This is a genomic window from Actinophytocola xanthii (genome assembly GCF_001921205.1).
GTDB lineage: Bacteria > Actinomycetota > Actinomycetes > Mycobacteriales > Pseudonocardiaceae > Actinophytocola > Actinophytocola xanthii.
In genome coordinates this window covers 1-15,274 of sequence record NZ_MSIE01000027.1, presented here as the reverse complement: position 1 = coordinate 15,274, position 15,274 = coordinate 1, and the positions used below count along the sequence as shown (strand labels likewise).

At 67.4% G+C, this 15,274-nt stretch carries 18 protein-coding genes and 2 tRNA genes; 5 read left to right on the top strand and 15 right to left on the bottom strand.

What is annotated here, in order from left to right:
* Positions 1 to 62: 62 nt before the first annotated feature.
* Positions 63 to 890, top strand: a complete 828-nt coding sequence (fdhD, locus tag BU204_RS15475; protein ID WP_075126380.1) for a formate dehydrogenase accessory sulfurtransferase FdhD — start codon at positions 63 to 65, stop codon at positions 888 to 890.
* Here fdhD and BU204_RS15470 read toward each other — a convergent pair.
* From BU204_RS15470 to BU204_RS15445, 6 genes are all read right to left on the bottom strand, one after another.
* A complete protein-coding gene (locus BU204_RS15470) occupies positions 877 to 1,467 on the bottom strand; it encodes an RBBP9/YdeN family alpha/beta hydrolase (protein ID WP_075126379.1) in 591 nt (196 codons plus the stop codon). The genes fdhD and BU204_RS15470 overlap by 14 nt on opposite strands.
* A gap of 14 nt (positions 1,468 to 1,481) precedes the next feature.
* The gene (gene clpX / locus BU204_RS15465) at positions 1,482 to 2,783 is read right to left on the bottom strand and encodes an ATP-dependent Clp protease ATP-binding subunit ClpX (protein WP_075126378.1); all 1,302 of its coding nucleotides are present in this window, start codon (positions 2,781 to 2,783) and stop codon (positions 1,482 to 1,484) included.
* 248 nt (positions 2,784 to 3,031) lie between these two features.
* On the bottom strand, positions 3,032 to 3,664 hold the full coding sequence (locus BU204_RS15460) for an ATP-dependent Clp protease proteolytic subunit (RefSeq protein ID WP_075126377.1): 633 nt from the start codon (positions 3,662 to 3,664) through the stop codon (positions 3,032 to 3,034).
* A 20-nt stretch (positions 3,665 to 3,684) separates the two neighbouring features.
* Positions 3,685 to 4,275 (bottom strand): ATP-dependent Clp protease proteolytic subunit, encoded by a 591-nt coding sequence (locus BU204_RS15455; RefSeq protein WP_075126376.1) that lies wholly within the window; start codon positions 4,273 to 4,275, stop codon positions 3,685 to 3,687.
* 157 nt (positions 4,276 to 4,432) lie between these two features.
* Positions 4,433 to 5,803, bottom strand: coding sequence for a trigger factor (tig, locus tag BU204_RS15450; protein WP_075126375.1), 1,371 nt, complete (start codon positions 5,801 to 5,803; stop codon positions 4,433 to 4,435).
* Positions 5,804 to 5,930: 127 nt separating this feature from the next.
* Positions 5,931 to 6,007 (bottom strand) — tRNA-Pro (locus BU204_RS15445).
* A gap of 83 nt (positions 6,008 to 6,090) precedes the next feature.
* Between BU204_RS15445 and BU204_RS15440 the strand changes: the two genes are divergently transcribed.
* Positions 6,091 to 6,161, top strand: a tRNA-Gly gene (locus BU204_RS15440).
* Positions 6,162 to 6,210: 49 nt separating this feature from the next.
* Here the strand turns inward: BU204_RS15440 and BU204_RS15435 are convergent.
* From BU204_RS15435 to BU204_RS15400, 8 genes are all read right to left on the bottom strand, one after another.
* Positions 6,211 to 7,362, bottom strand: coding sequence for a tyrosine-type recombinase/integrase (locus BU204_RS15435; RefSeq protein ID WP_075126374.1), 1,152 nt, complete (start codon positions 7,360 to 7,362; stop codon positions 6,211 to 6,213).
* The gene (locus BU204_RS15430) at positions 7,359 to 7,556 is read right to left on the bottom strand and encodes an excisionase family DNA-binding protein (protein WP_143229528.1); all 198 of its coding nucleotides are present in this window, start codon (positions 7,554 to 7,556) and stop codon (positions 7,359 to 7,361) included. Before BU204_RS15430 ends, BU204_RS15435 begins: the two co-directional genes overlap by 4 nt.
* A gap of 30 nt (positions 7,557 to 7,586) precedes the next feature.
* Entirely contained in the window at positions 7,587 to 9,161 is a 1,575-nt protein-coding gene (locus BU204_RS15425; protein WP_075126372.1) for a replication initiator, read from the bottom strand.
* Positions 9,158 to 10,657, bottom strand: coding sequence for an FtsK/SpoIIIE domain-containing protein (locus BU204_RS15420; RefSeq protein ID WP_075126371.1), 1,500 nt, complete (start codon positions 10,655 to 10,657; stop codon positions 9,158 to 9,160). Before BU204_RS15420 ends, BU204_RS15425 begins: the two co-directional genes overlap by 4 nt.
* A gap of 316 nt (positions 10,658 to 10,973) precedes the next feature.
* On the bottom strand, positions 10,974 to 11,198 hold the full coding sequence (locus BU204_RS15415) for an AMED_5909 family protein (RefSeq protein WP_075126454.1): 225 nt from the start codon (positions 11,196 to 11,198) through the stop codon (positions 10,974 to 10,976).
* Positions 11,199 to 11,327: 129 nt separating this feature from the next.
* The gene (locus BU204_RS15410) at positions 11,328 to 11,543 is read right to left on the bottom strand and encodes a hypothetical protein (RefSeq protein ID WP_075126370.1); all 216 of its coding nucleotides are present in this window, start codon (positions 11,541 to 11,543) and stop codon (positions 11,328 to 11,330) included.
* Between the two features lie 92 nt (positions 11,544 to 11,635).
* Complete coding sequence (locus BU204_RS15405; protein ID WP_075126369.1) at positions 11,636 to 11,815, bottom strand: hypothetical protein; 180 nt, start codon at positions 11,813 to 11,815, stop codon at positions 11,636 to 11,638.
* Between the two features lie 56 nt (positions 11,816 to 11,871).
* Positions 11,872 to 12,312, bottom strand: coding sequence for a hypothetical protein (locus BU204_RS15400; protein WP_075126368.1), 441 nt, complete (start codon positions 12,310 to 12,312; stop codon positions 11,872 to 11,874).
* 113 nt (positions 12,313 to 12,425) lie between these two features.
* On the opposite strand from BU204_RS15400, the gene BU204_RS15395 reads away from it, so the two are divergent.
* From BU204_RS15395 to BU204_RS15385, 3 genes are read left to right on the top strand one after another with little or no spacing between them, the layout of a single operon-like run.
* Positions 12,426 to 13,208 (top strand): GntR family transcriptional regulator, encoded by a 783-nt coding sequence (locus tag BU204_RS15395; protein WP_075126367.1) that lies wholly within the window; start codon positions 12,426 to 12,428, stop codon positions 13,206 to 13,208.
* Between the two features lies 1 nt (position 13,209).
* Positions 13,210 to 14,097, top strand: coding sequence for a DMT family transporter (locus BU204_RS41935; protein ID WP_075126366.1), 888 nt, complete (start codon positions 13,210 to 13,212; stop codon positions 14,095 to 14,097).
* Positions 14,098 to 14,132: 35 nt separating this feature from the next.
* The gene (locus BU204_RS15385) at positions 14,133 to 14,603 is read left to right on the top strand and encodes an NUDIX hydrolase (protein ID WP_075126365.1); all 471 of its coding nucleotides are present in this window, start codon (positions 14,133 to 14,135) and stop codon (positions 14,601 to 14,603) included.
* A 160-nt stretch (positions 14,604 to 14,763) separates the two neighbouring features.
* Here the strand turns inward: BU204_RS15385 and BU204_RS39145 are convergent.
* Positions 14,764 to 15,274: NYN domain-containing protein (locus BU204_RS39145; protein ID WP_143229527.1), on the bottom strand; the 511-nt coding region annotated here is incomplete at its 5' end.

The window sequence follows — 15,274 nt, the reverse complement described above, 5'->3', positions numbered from 1 at the left end:
AACAACCCTTTAGCAAGAGTTCTTGCTAAAGGTTCCTTGTTATGGGCGTGTAGGCTGTATGCATGGGAAGGGTGACAGTTCGTCGGCCAGTGCTGCGGTTCGCGGAGGGCACCACCCGCCGTCGGCAGGACAGCCTCGCCGCGGAGGAGCCGCTGGAGCTCCGGGTCGATGGGCGGGCCCTCGCGGTCACCATGCGCACCCCCGGTCACGACGTGGAGCTCGCACACGGGTTCCTGCTGACCGAGGGCGTGATCGGCGCCGCGGCCGATGTGGTCACCGCGCGCTACTGCGACGGGGTGGACGAGGAGGGTCGCAACACCTACAACGTGCTCGACGTGGCCCTCGCGCCCGGGGTCGAACCCCCGGACACGGGCGTCGAGCGCAACTTCTACACGACCTCGTCCTGTGGGGTGTGCGGCAAGGCGGCGCTCGACGCGGTGAAGCTGAAGACGCGGTTCTCCCCCGCGGCGGACGGGTGCGTGGTGTCCCCGGAGACGCTGACCGCCCTGCCCGACCTGCTGCGGGAGCGGCAGCGGGTGTTCTCCTCGACCGGCGGGCTGCACGCCGCCGGCGTGTTCACCACCGAGGGCGAGCCGCTGGTCGTGCGGGAGGACGTGGGCCGGCACAACGCCGTGGACAAGGCGACCGGCTGGGCCCTGCTGGAGGGCCGCGTGCCGCTGGCCGGATCGGTGCTGATGGTGTCCGGCCGGGCGTCCTTCGAGCTGGTGCAGAAGGCGGCGATGGCCGGCATACCGGTTCTCGCGGCGGTGTCGGCGCCGTCCTCGCTGGCCGCGGAGCTGGCCGAGGAGCAGGGGATCACGCTGGTCGGGTTCCTACGCGGGTCGAGCATGAACGTCTACACCCACGCGGAGCGGATCACCGGTTGCTGACCATCCTGACGTGCCGGTCCGCCACCCAGTCCCGGACGGCCGGCCAGGGTCCGTAGCCGGCGGCCGGGTCGAGGTGCCCACCGCCGGGGACGACGTCGAGGTCCACCTTGAGCCCTGCCGCCATCTCCACGGCCTCGTTCACCGAGCACGCCCCGTCGTCGTCCCCGACGACCACCTGCGTCCATCCCGCCGCACGCCGCACACCGGCGGCGTCCAGCGGCCCGGGTGAGAAGTCGTGCACGTCGGGGTGGGTCCAGCGAGGCCCGGGCGGTGCGACCAGCAGGACCCGGTCGAAGCGCAGGTCGTCGCGGTCGTCGGCGAGCCGGGCGGCGTGGTGCAACCAGAGCAGGGCGCCGCAGGAGTGCGCGAGCAGGACCCGCTCACCGTCGCGAGGGGCGGCCTCGAGGTGGTGGCACAGCTCGGCCAGCCAGACGTCGAGGTCGGGTCGGTCGGGGTCGGTCAGCTGCGGGACGTCGACGACTCCGCCGGCGTTCGCGAGCTCACCCGCGAGCCAGCTCTGCCAGTGCTCGGGCCCGGCGACGGTGTGGCCGTGCAGGAGCAGCACGTAGGGCGGCATTGCCCGGCGGGTGGCTAGGCGGACTTCTCGCGACGCTCGCGGCGGGAGGGCTGGCGGGCCACGATCGTCGGGTTCACGTTCTCGCGGACCGTCTGCTCGGTGATGACGACCTTGGCGACGTCGCTGCGGCTCGGGATGTCGTACATCACCGGCTGCAGGACCTCCTCCATGATGGCGCGCAGGCCACGGGCGCCCGTGCCGCGGAGGATCGCCTGGTCGGCGACGGCCTCGAGGGCGGTGTCGGTGAACTCAAGCTCGACGCCGTCCATCTCGAAGAGCTTCTGGTACTGCTTGACCAGGGCGTTCCGCGGCGCGGTGAGGATCTGCACGAGCGAGGGCTTGTCCAGGTTCGTCACGCTGGCGACGACCGGCAGGCGGCCGATGAACTCGGGGATCAGCCCGAACTTGATCAGATCCTCGGGCATCGTGTCGGCGAAGAAGTCGGCGGTGTCGATCTCGGCCTTCGAGCGGATCTCGGCGCCGAAGCCGAGGCCGCGCTTACCGATCCGGTCCTGGATGATCTTCTCGAGGCCCGCGAACGCGCCGGCGACGATGAACAGGACGTTGGTCGTGTCGATCTGGATGAACTCCTGGTGCGGGTGCTTGCGACCACCCTGCGGCGGCACCGACGCCGTCGTCCCCTCCAGAATCTTCAACAACGCCTGCTGAACACCCTCACCCGACACATCTCGCGTGATCGACGGATTCTCCGACTTCCGCGCGATCTTGTCCACCTCGTCGATATAGATGATCCCCGTCTCCGCCCGCTTCACGTCATAATCAGCGGCCTGGATCAACTTCAACAGGATGTTCTCCACATCCTCACCCACATACCCCGCCTCCGTCAGCGCCGTCGCATCCGCGATCGCGAACGGAACGTTCAACAACTTCGCCAACGTCTGCGCCAGATACGTCTTCCCACACCCCGTCGGACCCAGCAACAGGATGTTGGACTTGGCCAGCTCGACGGTCTCCTCGCGGGAGTCGCGGCCCTCACGGCCCTCGGGGCGGGCCCGGTCACCGGCCTGGATGCGCTTGTAGTGGTTGTAGACGGCGACGGCGAGGGTTCGCTTGGCCTCGTCCTGGCCAATCACGTACTGGTCGAGGAAGTCGTCGATCTCGGCCGGCTTGGGCAGCTCGTCGAGCTTGACGTCGCCGGCCTCGGCGAGCTCCTCCTCGATGATCTCGTTACAGAGGTCGATACATTCGTCGCAGATGTACACGCCGGGGCCGGCGATGAGTTTCTTCACCTGCTTCTGGCTCTTTCCGCAGAAAGAGCACTTCAACAGGTCCCCGCCGTCACCGATACGCGCCATGACCGCTGACCTCTGTCCCCTCCGACGTACCCGTGGGCACGTCTGGATGTGTGGCTTCTGGATCGGGCCTCGAGTGCCAGTGTTGCCCACCGCGCTCCAGGCCCGGTCGAGTGCCTGTTGCCTTCGACGGTACCTGCCAACCCCCACTCAGTGGGAGAACCTACCCGTCGAGTTGTCGGATTCGGCCGATCAGGTGGCCCCGTTTCCCCGGGTCCGGGGCCACCTGCCGCCGGGAGTGGTGCGTTGGCTCACGGCTTGGTAGCAGAGAGCTTCCGGTAGGACAACACCTCGTCGACGATGCCGTAGTCCTTGGCCTCGTCGGCGGTGAGGATCTTGTCCCGCTCGATGTCCTTGCGGATCTGCTCGGCCGACCGGCTGGTGTGCCGGGACAGCGTGGACTCCATGAGCCGGCGAACGCGCTGGATCTCGTTGGCCTGGATCTCCAGGTCGGAGACCTGTCCGTAGACGCCCTCCATGGCGGGCTGGTGGATCAGCACGCGGGCGTTGGGCAGGGCGAAGCGCTTGCCGGGGGTGCCGGCCGCGAGCAGGACGGCCGCCGCCGAGGCCGCCTGGCCGAGGCAGTAGGTCTGCACGTCGGGCCGGGCGAACTGCATGGTGTCGTAGATCGCCATCAGCGAGGTGAACGAGCCACCGGGCGAGTTGATGTACATGATGATGTCGCGGTCCGGGTCGACCGACTCCAGGTACAGCAGCTGCGCCATCACGTCGTTGGCCGACGCGTCGTCGATCTGCACGCCGACGAAGATGATCCGCTCTTCGAACAGCTTGTTGTACGGGTTGGACTCCTTGACCCCGTAGCTGGTCCGCTCCACGAAGGAGGGCAGCACGTACCGGGACTGCGGGAGGTGAAGCTCACTCACTGTGATCTCCTCGGGGCTGGTCAGCTGCCGCTGCCGTTGGGGGTCTGGCTCGCGCGGGTGACCACGTGGTCGACGAAGCCGTAGTCACGGGCCTCCTCGGCGGTGAACCAGCGGTCGCGGTCGGCGTCCTCGGTGATCTGCTCGACGGTGCGGCCGGTCTGCTCGGCGGTGATCTTCGCCATCTCGAGCTTCCACTTGGCGTAGACCTCGGCGCGGATGGCGATGTCGGAGGCGGTGCCGCCGACCCCGGCGGACGGCTGGTGCATCATGATCCGCGCGTGCGGCAGGGCGTAGCGCTTGCCCGGGGTGCCGGAGGAGAGCAGGAACTGGCCCATCGAGGCCGCCAGCCCCATGGCCCAGGTGGCGACGTCCGGCTCGATGAGCTCCATGGTGTCGTAGATGGCCATGCCGGCGGTGACCGAGCCGCCCGGGGAGTTGATGTAGAAGGTGATGTCCTTCTCCGGGTCCTCCGCGGCCAGCAGCAGCAGCTGCGCGGTGATCCGGTTGGCGATCTCGTCGTCGACCTCGGAGCCGAGGAAGACGATGCGCTCCCGGAGCAGCCGCTCGTAGACGGAGTCGTTGAGGGTGAGGCCTGCGGTCGTCGACCGCATGTCGGGCGTCCGCAGTGGTTGCGTCACGTCTGCCTGCTTTCTGCGCTCACTCCGGCACCGCGACGGCGCTGGAGATGACCTTGATCTGTCTCATGTCCGACAGTAACGAAGCCGGGGGTCGGGGCATGCCCAGGAATGCTCAAGTTCGCTCAGAGCGTCACTGGTCCGCCGTCGCGGGTTCGGCGGCCTGCTCCGGGGTGGCCTGCTCGCGGGGGCCGAACAGCTCCTCGAGGTCGACGGTGTTGCCGGAGGCGTCGGTGACGGTGGCCAGGCGGACCACCGAGGCCAGCGCCTTGCCGCGGCGGACGTCGGCGAAGATGGCGCCGAGCTGGCCGGACTGCTGGGCACGCTGGACGTACTCGTCGGGGCTGACACCGAAGCGCTGAGCCTGGTAGATGATCCGCTCGGTGAGCTCGTTGTCGTCGACGGTGACGTTCTCGGCGTCGGCGATCTGGTCGAGGACGAGCTGGGTCTTGACGGCCTTCTCGGCCTCCTCGCGCACGTCGGCGTCGAACTCCTCGCGGGTCTTGCCCTGGGCGGTGAGGAACTCGTTGAGGCGGTCGTCGTCGTGGTCGAAGGTGTGCACGGCGTCGTGCTGGCGGACCTCGATCTCGGACTCGACGACGCGCTCGGGGAGGGGGACCTCGGTGCTGTCGAGGAGGGCGTCGAGGACCTTGTCGCGGGCCTGCACGCCCTGCTGCATGCGCTTGACGCGGGTGAGGCGCTCGCGCAGGTCGCCGCGGAGCTCCTCGATCGTGTCGAACTCGCTGGCGAGCTGGGCGAACTCGTCGTCGGGCTCGGGCAGCTCGCGGACCTTGACGCTGCGGACCGTGACGACGACCTCGGCGTCGCGCCCGGCGTGCTCACCGGCGACGAGCTTGGTGGTGAAGGTCCTGGACTCGCCGGCGGAGGTGCCGATGATGGCCTCGTCGATGCCCTCGATCATCTCGCCGGAGCCGACCTCGTAGGAGAGGCCGGAGGTCTTGGCGTCCTCGACCTCCTCGCCGTCGACGGAGGCGGTGAGGTCGATGGAGACGAAGTCACCGTTCTCGGCGGGGCGCTCGACGCCGGTGAGGGTGCCGAAGCGGGCCCGGAGCTCGTTGAGCTGCTCGTCCACCTCGTCGTCGCCGAGCTCGATGTCGTCGACGGTGACGGAGAGCTCCCCGAAGGCGGGGACGGTGATCTCCGGGCGGACATCGACCTCGGCGGTGAACGCGAGGTGGTCCCCGTCCTCGATCTTGGTCACCTCGAACTCGGGCCGCCCGAGGGCGCGGACCTCCTCGGCGGAGAGGACCTCCATGTACTTGGCGGGGATGGCCTCGTTGACGACCTCGTCGAGGATGGGGGCGCGCCCGATGCGCTGCTCGATGACGCGGGCGGGGGCCTTGCCGGGCCGGAAGCCGGGGATGCGCACCTGGCTGGCGATCTTCTTGTAGGCGCGGTCGAAGTTGGGCTTGAGCTCGTCGAACGGCACCTCGACGTTGATCCGGACCCGTGTCGGGCTCAGCTGCTCGACGGTGCTCTTCAACGTGATCTCCTCGGGCTGGTTTGACCTGGGACACCCGGGCCGACCTGAGCCACGGGGTCCGGTCGAGTCTATGGAACTGGAGAGGTCGCGGGCACGTCGGGGTTGACCCGTTGGATGGTCTCCCCACTGGTCGGGCTGACAGGATTTGAACCTGCGACCCTTCGCTCCCAAAGCGAATGCGCTACCAAGCTGCGCCACAGCCCGCCGCCCCCGCGAGGACGGGGGACACACCACCACCCTATCGCGACACGCTAGGCTGTTTCGGCGGACGCCCCCTCGGGCCGCACGCGGGTGTAGCTCAATGGCAGAGCCCCAGCCTTCCAAGCTGGTCATGCGGGTTCGATTCCCGTCACCCGCTCTCTTCTTCCCTCGCAGGTCAGCGGCTCGTCGGCCGGCTCCTGTGGACATCACGCCGGCTCCTTCCCGGTCGTCGTGCCCTCCGCGTGCCCCTTCTTCTTCCGTGCCTTCTTGACCATCTTCTCGATGCCCCGCGCGATCTCGTGCCCTCGCTCCTCCCTCGCGTGCAGGTAGATCAGCGCGGCGCGGGTGGAGGCGTGGCCCATCCGCTCCATCAGCTCCCGCAGGATGGCCCCGGTCTCGGCGGCGAGGGTGTTGCCGGTGTGCCGGAGGTCGTGCAGATGCAGGTCCGGGATACCGGCCGCGTTCCTCGCTTTGGCCCAGATCGAGTGAAAGTTGTTGCGGGTCGGTCGGGCACCCTTCGGCCCCTCGAACACCCACGCCGACTTCGCCGGCCGGACGTACTGCCTCAGGTGCGCCTCGATCTCCGGCACCAGGAACGCCGGCACCACGACCCGCCGCTTCCCGGCCGCCGACTTCGGATCAGTCTCGAGGATCTGACCGGAGTTCGTCTGCACCGCCTGCCGCCGGACGTGGACGACACCTTTGTCCAGGTCGAGGTCACCCCGCTGGAGCCCCACCATCTCCGCGAACCGCAGGCTCCCGAACGTCGCGAGCAGCACCATCAGCCGGTATCGCGGCCGGATCGCGTCGGCCGCCGCGAGCGCCTGGGCGATGGTGGCGATCGGTCGTTCCGGGCTGTCCTCCTTCCCCGCCCCGCGGATCGTGCACGGGTTCGCCTTCACTAGCTGGTCGTCCAGGTAGGCCGTGTTCATCACCGCCTTGAGCAGCCGATACGCCTTCGCGACGGTGACCGAGCTGGCGCCCGCGTCGAGCAGCTCCTTACGCCACCGCCGAACACGCGCCGTGGTCAATTCGGCGAGCATCACCCGTCCGATGTACGGATCGATGTGCAGCCGCAGCAGACCCCGGTACAGCTCCACTGTTCGCACCGCCAGGTTCGGCCGCTCCTCGATCCAGGTCGCCGCGTACTCGCCGAGCGGGATCAGCCCCACCTCCGGGTCGGCCCAGTCCCCCCGACCGATGTCGGTTTCAACCGCGGCTAACCACCGGTCAGCGTCACCCTTCGTCGCGAAGGTCTCGGGAGCGGTCCGCAGCAGCCCGTCCGGCCCCGGGTACCGCGCCTGCCACCGTCCGGAGGGCAGTTGCCGAACTCTCCCGAATCGCCGCCGCGCGCTCACGACGCCCGCCGAACATGTCGCCGCACCGCTTCCCGGTCGAACGCCTCGACCCGACCGGCCGCCGCAAACGCTTCCAAGTCGTCGATCTTGATGCGGACGAACTTGCCGACCTTGTGGAACGGGATCCGCCGCTCCGCGATCAGCCGCCGCAGGAACCGCACACCCGTGCCGAGGTACTCGGCCGCCTCATCCACCGTGTAGTAGACCTTCATTCCCGCTGCCCCTTATGCCGCTGGTTGAGTTGCCGAAAGTTCGCCGGCCGCGAGTAGCGCGCTGTCGTACTCGGCCCGCCATCTGATCCGTTCCGCGATCGCGTGCATGAGCAAGTGCGCCCGGGGAGGCACGTTCGGGTCACCGGGCTGCACCTTGTGCCAGACCAACCGCCGAGGCTCCTCCGCTGGCTTCTCGATCCCGATGTCGGCGAGGGCCTGGAGCACGAACGCCCGCCGATCGGCCTTGTGGTCGGCGAGGCTCTTGCCCGACCACTTCCGCGACACCAACACCCGCCTGCCAGGCAGCCCCAGCGTGGTCCGCCGATGAGCCCGCCCCTTGCAGTGCCCCGGCGTGGTCTTCGCACCCGCACCGAGCGGCTGAACCCCGTACAGCAGCCACACCGCGCACCGCGGCGAGCACGGCGTGACCGACAGCTCCTCGTGCAACCGGTCATGGTGCCGCCGCTGCCGCTCGCTCTCCGCCTGGACGACCTCCCCGATTGACTTGGTGAGGTACTTCGTCAAATAGCCGACGTGCCGCCCGGCCTCTTCCGAGCCGCCGAGGATCCCCTTGGAATGCACCTGCCGCCCAAAGGCGACAACGTGCGCCGGCTCCTCCACCGCTTCCAGGGCCTCAGCCCAGCTCGTCAACGGCTCCCTCGTGTCCGGGTCGACGAACCGCTTCCCGTCCCACGTAGGCAGCTGTTCGATGTAGACGAGTTCGTCATGCGCCGGCCACCACACCTGGTGGTACGTCGCAGCCGTGACCGCCCGAAGCAGCTCGTGCGGGACGGAACCGCGGATCGCCGCGTGCAGATGCGGCGCCACCCGCTTCTGCGGCTCCACAGTCGCGAAGTACTGCACATCCCAGCCCACGCAGCGCCGAAGGTTCTGCCACCACCGATCGACCAAGGCCGCGAAGTGCACAGCGTCCCGAGCCGCCCGCCGGTAGTCGTAGGTGGACGGATCAACCGGCGTGCCGTCATCCCGCACCCGCCCGTAGCTGTCACAGGTCAACGTCAAGAACATCGACGGCCGAAACCGACCCGCGAACTCCCGCCCCAAGGTCCGCCGCTCCACCCGCTTCCGAGGCAGATCCGGCGCATCCTGCCGCCGCCTCGTCGACCGCTTCGGCGACGCCTTCTCGGGCAGCTCGGGCGACGGGAGCCGACCACGCATCCCGAGTTGCCGAAGCTCCTCATCGACCGAGCGAATCTCCTCCCGCAGCTCGTCCACCTCGGAGCCCTCAGCCTGCCGATAAGCGGCCACCAGGTCCGCCCGCAGCGCCAGCAAAGCCTTGTGATCCTCACTCGGCGACTCCGGCGTGAAGTCCGGCTCCTCCGCCAGGTGCCAGCCCTCCCGGCACTGCACGATCCGCAACGCCCGGGCCTTCCGAGCACAGGGCCCACACTGCGATTCCACCGTGGACCCACACGGCACCGCGACATGCCGCAGCTCCCCCGTGTCCAGGTCCCCGACCTCCATCGTGAACGGCCGCACGCACACCCCGTGCTTCTCGGCAGTTACGGTGACGACGTCGATCGCCAGCGGCACCCGCATCCGCTCCGCCCGCGTCTGATGTGTCATGCCGCACCCCCGCTCCGCTCGTCGACGCGGTCAGGAAACGCGACCACCTCCGCCGACACAGGCGGTATCGCGACCCGGCCAGTGAGGTAGGCAACGAGCTGGCCCAGGTGGTCATCGGTCACGTGGAACACCCGAGCCCGGACCGGCTCCCGCTTCCCGTCCTCCTTGACCCAGGCCACGCCCGGTGTGTGTTCGGAGATCTCGTGCGCCGCCGCACCGCGCTGACGAACGCCGTCCCCGAGGACCATGTCGACCTGCGCCGGCTCGTCGAGCCGCATGGCGATGCGGGTGGAGAAGAGGTGCCGGAAGGCGATGATCTCCTTGCGTGGGTCCTGCAACAGCCCCAGCACACAAACCCCCGGCGCCCGCCCCTGGGAGGTGATCGCCTGGACCGCTCGTGTCGCGCGGTCGCGGAGGTTGCGGTCGGTCTGGTAGGCGATCACGTCGGCCAGCTCATCGACCACGAGCAGCAGGAACGGATCCCCCGACTCCGGCGTCCACGCCCGTCGCCGGCCCCGGTAGGACTCGGCCCGCCGCTTGACCTCCTGCGCCAGCCACTCCAACAACGTCACGGCGCGGGAGCCGTTGTCGTAGACGACCTGCTCGAACACCTCCGGCGCCTGCCCCAGCTCCATCCCACCCTTGGGGTCGATCCCGAACACCTTCACCTGACCCGCCTTGATGGCCGGCGCGAGCGCGCACGCGACCGCCCACAGCAAAGAGCCCTTCCCCGCCCCGGACACGCCCACGGTGAGCACGTGGGTGCCGAGGAGCCGCAGCCGCAACGGCTTGCCGGTCTCGGTTCGGCCGATCACCACCCGCCGCAGATCCACCCCGGCCGCGTCCTCGGCCAGCGCCGGCACCGGGATCGAGCACGACAGAGGATCAGAGTGGATGAAATCCAGTTCCAGCCGGCGCGGCTTCACCACCCGCACTCGACACGACTGTGCGTTAAACGAATGCGCCAGACCCGACGCGTGCAGCTCCCACTGTTCCGGCGCCTGCCCCTTAACCATCTGAACCCGCACAAGGTCACGCCAGCCCTCGGCACGCACCCGACCGAGCTTTGGGCGGTACTCCCGGCCCCGCTTGTCCTTCGCCAGGTCGGACAACCGCATCACGGTGCGCCAGTCGTAGGCGTAGACGAAGAATCGGCGGGTCTCCGTGCGCGCCCATCGCAGTGCGAACCGCTCACACGACGAGGGGTGGCGCCACCACCACACCCACACCACAGCCAGTAGGCCGGCCAGCAGGGTGCCGAACCACCAGGGGCCGAGCCCCGAGTAGGACCACCAGCCGGCGGCCAGCAGGCACAGCATCAGTGGGTACCGGTACATCACCCGGCCCAGTTGGTAGCCCACCCAGCCGAGCAGCACCACGGCCGCGACCGGTGAGAGCACGAGTTTGACCCAGCCCGGCAGCATGGTCCACCACGGCAACCGCGGCCGCGACACCTCCAACGGCGCCGGGTCGACCCATCGGGAATCGCGCACCATCAGCGACCACCGCCGATGGCAGGTCCGAACTCGAGCGGTAACGCGCCCACGCATCGGGCACAGCGGGTCTCGCCGGGCAGCAGCCGAGCGAACCGTCGGCACCGTGCGCAGCGTGTTCGGGTGACCCCCTCTGGTGCCCGCACTGGAGTTGGCTCTAGCCTTGTCACTGTTCACTCCTCACCGGGTGGACAGCGCAGAAGCGGACGAGGTTGGTAGCCGGATATCCGCTTCTGCGCCTACGCATTTGTTGCAGCACAGGAAGACGTGCGGCATCGCCACACGACCCAACGTGCGTTGTTTGTCTAAATAGGACCAATTATCGGCTGGTGTAGGTCTCCAGCAGGTCGATCAGATCGTTCTCGATCGTCTCCGCTTGGCGCCGCTCGATCCGCGCCCACGCCAACGCCTCAAAGCGATGTCCGGGGTCCGCAACGGCCATGTCGTCGTACGCCTTCGCGCACCGCCGGTGGTAGGCGATGAGGTCGGTCAACCCCGCGTCGGCTCCTGGACACCGCGCCCACAGCTCGTCATGCAGATCCATCACCGGGCTACGTCCGTCGCCGGCCCATGACCTGTTCGACACTCGATTCCTCCTCTCAATCGGATCGATGGAGGTGGCGCGGAGCGGACATGGCGGGATTGCCATCGGGGATGCCCGCCCCGCGCCGGCTCAGTTGCCCGCTCCGGAGTCGCCGAACTCGTCCCGTGCCAGGTAATGGCGTGGATGGGTGTTCTCGGGTGGCGCGGGCTGTCCGTCGGGATCGAGCAGATCCGCCAACCGGCTCGCCTCGTGCGCCAGCTCGCGGCAGAAGTCGGCCAGCGCCCGGGCGCCCGCGATGGACGCCGGTGGGTGGATGGTCATGTTGACCGGGTCCAGATAGACCATCAGGACCGGTCCACCACCCGGTCCGCGAGTCATCGTCGCCGCAGCGTTCGGCCCCGGAGCACACGCGACCTGATAAGCCGTGCTGTAGCCGGTCATCGGCGCGCACCACCCTGGTCGAGATCGGTGGCGAGCCGGGTGGCCGTGTGGGCGAGGTTGAGGCAGAACCGGGCGAGGATGATGCCGCCCCCGTTCACCGAAGGGACGTCGATCACGACGCGTCCCGGGTCCATCGACAGAACGAGCGACAGCCACCCGGAGGCGATCTGTCGCACCTCGGCACCCGCCTCGCGGCCAGGGGCACATGTAACCGTGAACATCGCTTCCCCGTTCAGGCCGCAGCGGACTTGGACGGGGCGCTCTTGGCCGGCCCGGCGTCAACCGCGCGCAGCCCGGTGGCCCTCACCACCCAGGTGATCCACTTGGCTTGCCCTGACGTCTCGGCCCGCGGCTGAACCGTCAGCCCCTCCAGCACAACTGGCCGGAACGGCAGGTTCCCCATGGCCGACGGCGGCACCGGCTGAACCTTGGCCGCGATCTCCACCGTGATCGACTTGTCGCGGTCCTTCTCAGCGGACGGGTCCGCGATCGTGACCTTGTAGATCGGCAGCCCAGTGGCCTCGTCGATCCGTGGCCGCACCGGCCGGTTGCGAGCCTTGTCCTCCTGTGACTGGTACTCGGTGACCGGAACGACCTCGCCCACGATGTACGCGCCCTGCGGGAACACCACGTCGAAGTCAACGGCGAACCTCGTGCCGTACGGAACAGCCATGATCTTGTCTCCCAGTGTCAGACTGGCTTGAGCCAGTAGTGGCTTAAGCCAGTGAAACACAGGACCGCGACGGACGCAACCAACTGGTTTAAGCCACTTGTATGCTCACTGGCATGAGCCCCCAGACGAGCGGAGACGCCGGCCAGCTCCCGAGCCGCCGCATCGCCGATGCCGTGCGCGAGCTGATCACCTCCGGCGAGCTGGCCCCGGGGGACAAGCTGCCATCCGAGCGGGAGCTGGCCCACCGCTTCGGCACCGCCCGCAACACCGCCCGCGAAGCGATCCGCCTCCTGACCGAGGAAGCCCTGGTCACCCCGCACCACGGCAAGGGCGTCTTCGTCCGCGAGAAGCAACGCCTGTTCCGCTGGGGCAACGACCGCTACTCCCGCAAGACCTACCGTGAGACCGGCCTGACCCCGTTCCGCTTGGAGATGCAGCGCCAAGGCAAGGCCGCCAGCATCCAGGCGGTGGCGATCGACCGCGTCACTCCTCCGCTCGACGTCGCCGAACGCCTCAACGTCTCCCCCGACGAGGAGTCAGTCCTACGCCGCCTGAACGAGTACCACGCCGACGACGAACCGGTACAGCTCGTCACGACCTATGTCCGCTGGTCGGAAGCCGAAGGCACCCCCCTCGCCGAGCCCAAGACAGGCCCCGGCGGCATCTACGGCCGGCTAGAGGACAAGGGCCACACCCTCACCACCGGCCGCGACGAGATCACAGCCAGGATGCCCACCCACGCCGAGGCCCAGTTCCTCCAGACCCCGTCCGGCGTCCCCGTCCTGGACGTCCTCCACACCAGCTTCGACCAGAACGGCGAGCCCTTCGAGGTGAGCAGGTTCGTCCACCGCGCCGACCGCTCCGGCCTCGTCTACAACTTCCCCATCGAGAACTGAAGTGAGGACGTCCACAAAGGGCACCCTGCTCATAGCGACGCTCGCGCTGGTTTGGGGCTCCAACTTCCTCTGGATCAAGATCTCCCTGGAAGCCTTCAGCCCCATCCAGCTGACCGCGGCCCGCATGATCCTCGGCGCCCTCGTCCTCCTGGCCGTCATAGCGGCCCGCCGCGACAAACTCCCCCGCGACCTACCGACCTGGGGCCATCTCTTCGTAGCCGCCCTGGTCGCCAACGCCGCCCCCTACCTCCTCTTCGCCCTCGGCGAGACCCGCGTCGACTCCGGCATCGCCGGCGCCCTCAACGCCACCACGCCGCTCTGGACCCTCGCCCTGGCCTTCGCCGTCCGCCAGTCCAACCGTCTTGGAGCCCTCCAGCTCGCCGGCCTGCTCCTGGGCTTCCTGGGCAGCCTCCTGATCTTCACCCCCTGGAACGCCGGCGGGGTAGACACGCTCGGCGCCCTCTACTGCCTGCTAGCAGCGTTAAGTTACGGCATCAGCTACCTCTACATGAGCCGCTACCTGACGCCGCAGAACCTGACCCCCACCGTGCTCTCCACGAGCCAGCTCATCGCCGCGAGCATCCTGACCGCCGCCTGCCTCCCCCTAGACACGGCCAGCGCGCCCACCTGGTCGCTAACCCCGTGGCTGTCCCTAGCCGTCCTCGGCATCATCGGCACCGGCCTGGCGTACGTCATCAACTACGCCCTCATCCGCACCGAAGGCCCAGTAGGCGCGTCCGTCGTGACCTACCTGGTCCCCATCGCATCGGTCGCCCTCGGCTTCCTCATCCTCGACGAGAACGTTCCCCTGCTCTCCCTGCTCGGCGTCGCTGTCATCCTCATCGGCATCTACGCCTCGCGCCGCACCTCAGCGCCGGCCAGCTCATAGTCCACCCGCTCGACGCACCTGGTAGGTAGGAAGCCATGGCGCGAATCGACCACTACCGCAACCCACACGCCCCCGCCGCGAACAGCATCGTGGTGGCCGTGACCGCCTTGGTCCAGAACGAAGCGGGCGAGATCCTCCTGATCCGCCGCACCGACAACGACCTCTACTCCATCCCCGGCGGCGCCCTCGAACTCGGCGAGACCCTCACCCAGACCGTATATCGCGAGGTCCTCGAAGAAACCGGCATCGAGGTCGCGGTGACCGGCCTAATCGGCATCTACAGCGACCCCAACCACGTCATTGAGTTCACGGACGGCGAAATTCGCCAAGAATTCTCGATCTGCTTTTACGCCAGTCCCACCGGCGGTGAACTGCGAACGAGTAATGAATCAAAGGAAGTCCTCTGGATCCACCCGGCCGAGCTTGACCAACTGAACGTCCACGCCAGCATCCGCCTACGCATAACTCACGGCCTCGAACGCAGAGACTTCCCCCACTACTCGTAGTCCGCAATTGACCTTGCAGACTCCCAGCCAGCCGGAACTTAAATTTGGCCTGACTATAAACCAACAGCAGTAAGATGCTGGGCGTCGATTCAATAGTTCTAATTAAAGAAACGAGTGGCCAAAGGAGGACACTAATAAAGCCCTAGGCCACCTGCTACTACTAGTATTCATTACGATCCCAACAACGCTCAAACTCGGACTGTCCAAGCCGAGTATTCCAAACAGTTCTACTAGTGGGTCTTAGCTGGCTTGATTGTCGGGGTCGTGTCGCGTCGAACCAACTAGTCGTCTCGATCTTGGCTTCTCCCAGATCAAGAGCTTGATCTAGCGCTGGCGCAAGATCCGAGTCGGCGGACGCCAGAATAACCAGGTCGACATTACTCTTTAGCGATTCCGTAACAACCGCCAGTGCGCAAAGTACGTCGATACCCTTTTCCCGCTTTCCGTTGAATACTTTATCTCCCTTCTCGTCTTTCAATATCTTACCGTCATCATCATACTCGTACAGATATTTTAGAGGTCTTTGATGAACAATTACACGCTTGTCTCTTTGCCAATGCGCTTTCTGTGATTGATTGCGTGCATACGCCTTTGCGTCATGTACCGGAGAGGGCTGACCACGGAAGACTAGTGTCCTGAGTCGGTAGTTCGTTGGCAGTTGTAGGGTGTGG

Coding starts and splice junctions, on each gene's coding strand:
- BU204_RS15395 (WP_075126367.1), top strand. CDS start 12,426: ATGAGCCCCCAGACGAGCGGAGACGCCGGCCAGCTCCCGAGCCGCCGC.
- clpX (WP_075126378.1), bottom strand. CDS start 2,783: ATGGCGCGTATCGGTGACGGCGGGGACCTGTTGAAGTGCTCTTTCTGC.
- BU204_RS15385 (WP_075126365.1), top strand. CDS start 14,133: ATGGCGCGAATCGACCACTACCGCAACCCACACGCCCCCGCCGCGAAC.
- BU204_RS15425 (WP_075126372.1), bottom strand. CDS start 9,161: ATGACACATCAGACGCGGGCGGAGCGGATGCGGGTGCCGCTGGCGATC.
- BU204_RS15415 (WP_075126454.1), bottom strand. CDS start 11,198: ATGGATCTGCATGACGAGCTGTGGGCGCGGTGTCCAGGAGCCGACGCG.
- BU204_RS15410 (WP_075126370.1), bottom strand. CDS start 11,543: ATGGTCTATCTGGACCCGGTCAACATGACCATCCACCCACCGGCGTCC.
- fdhD (WP_075126380.1), top strand. CDS start 63: ATGGGAAGGGTGACAGTTCGTCGGCCAGTGCTGCGGTTCGCGGAGGGC.
- BU204_RS15420 (WP_075126371.1), bottom strand. CDS start 10,657: ATGGTGCGCGATTCCCGATGGGTCGACCCGGCGCCGTTGGAGGTGTCG.
- BU204_RS15470 (WP_075126379.1), bottom strand. CDS start 1,467: ATGCCGCCCTACGTGCTGCTCCTGCACGGCCACACCGTCGCCGGGCCC.
- BU204_RS15455 (WP_075126376.1), bottom strand. CDS start 4,275: ATGCGGTCGACGACCGCAGGCCTCACCCTCAACGACTCCGTCTACGAG.
- BU204_RS15400 (WP_075126368.1), bottom strand. CDS start 12,312: ATGGCTGTTCCGTACGGCACGAGGTTCGCCGTTGACTTCGACGTGGTG.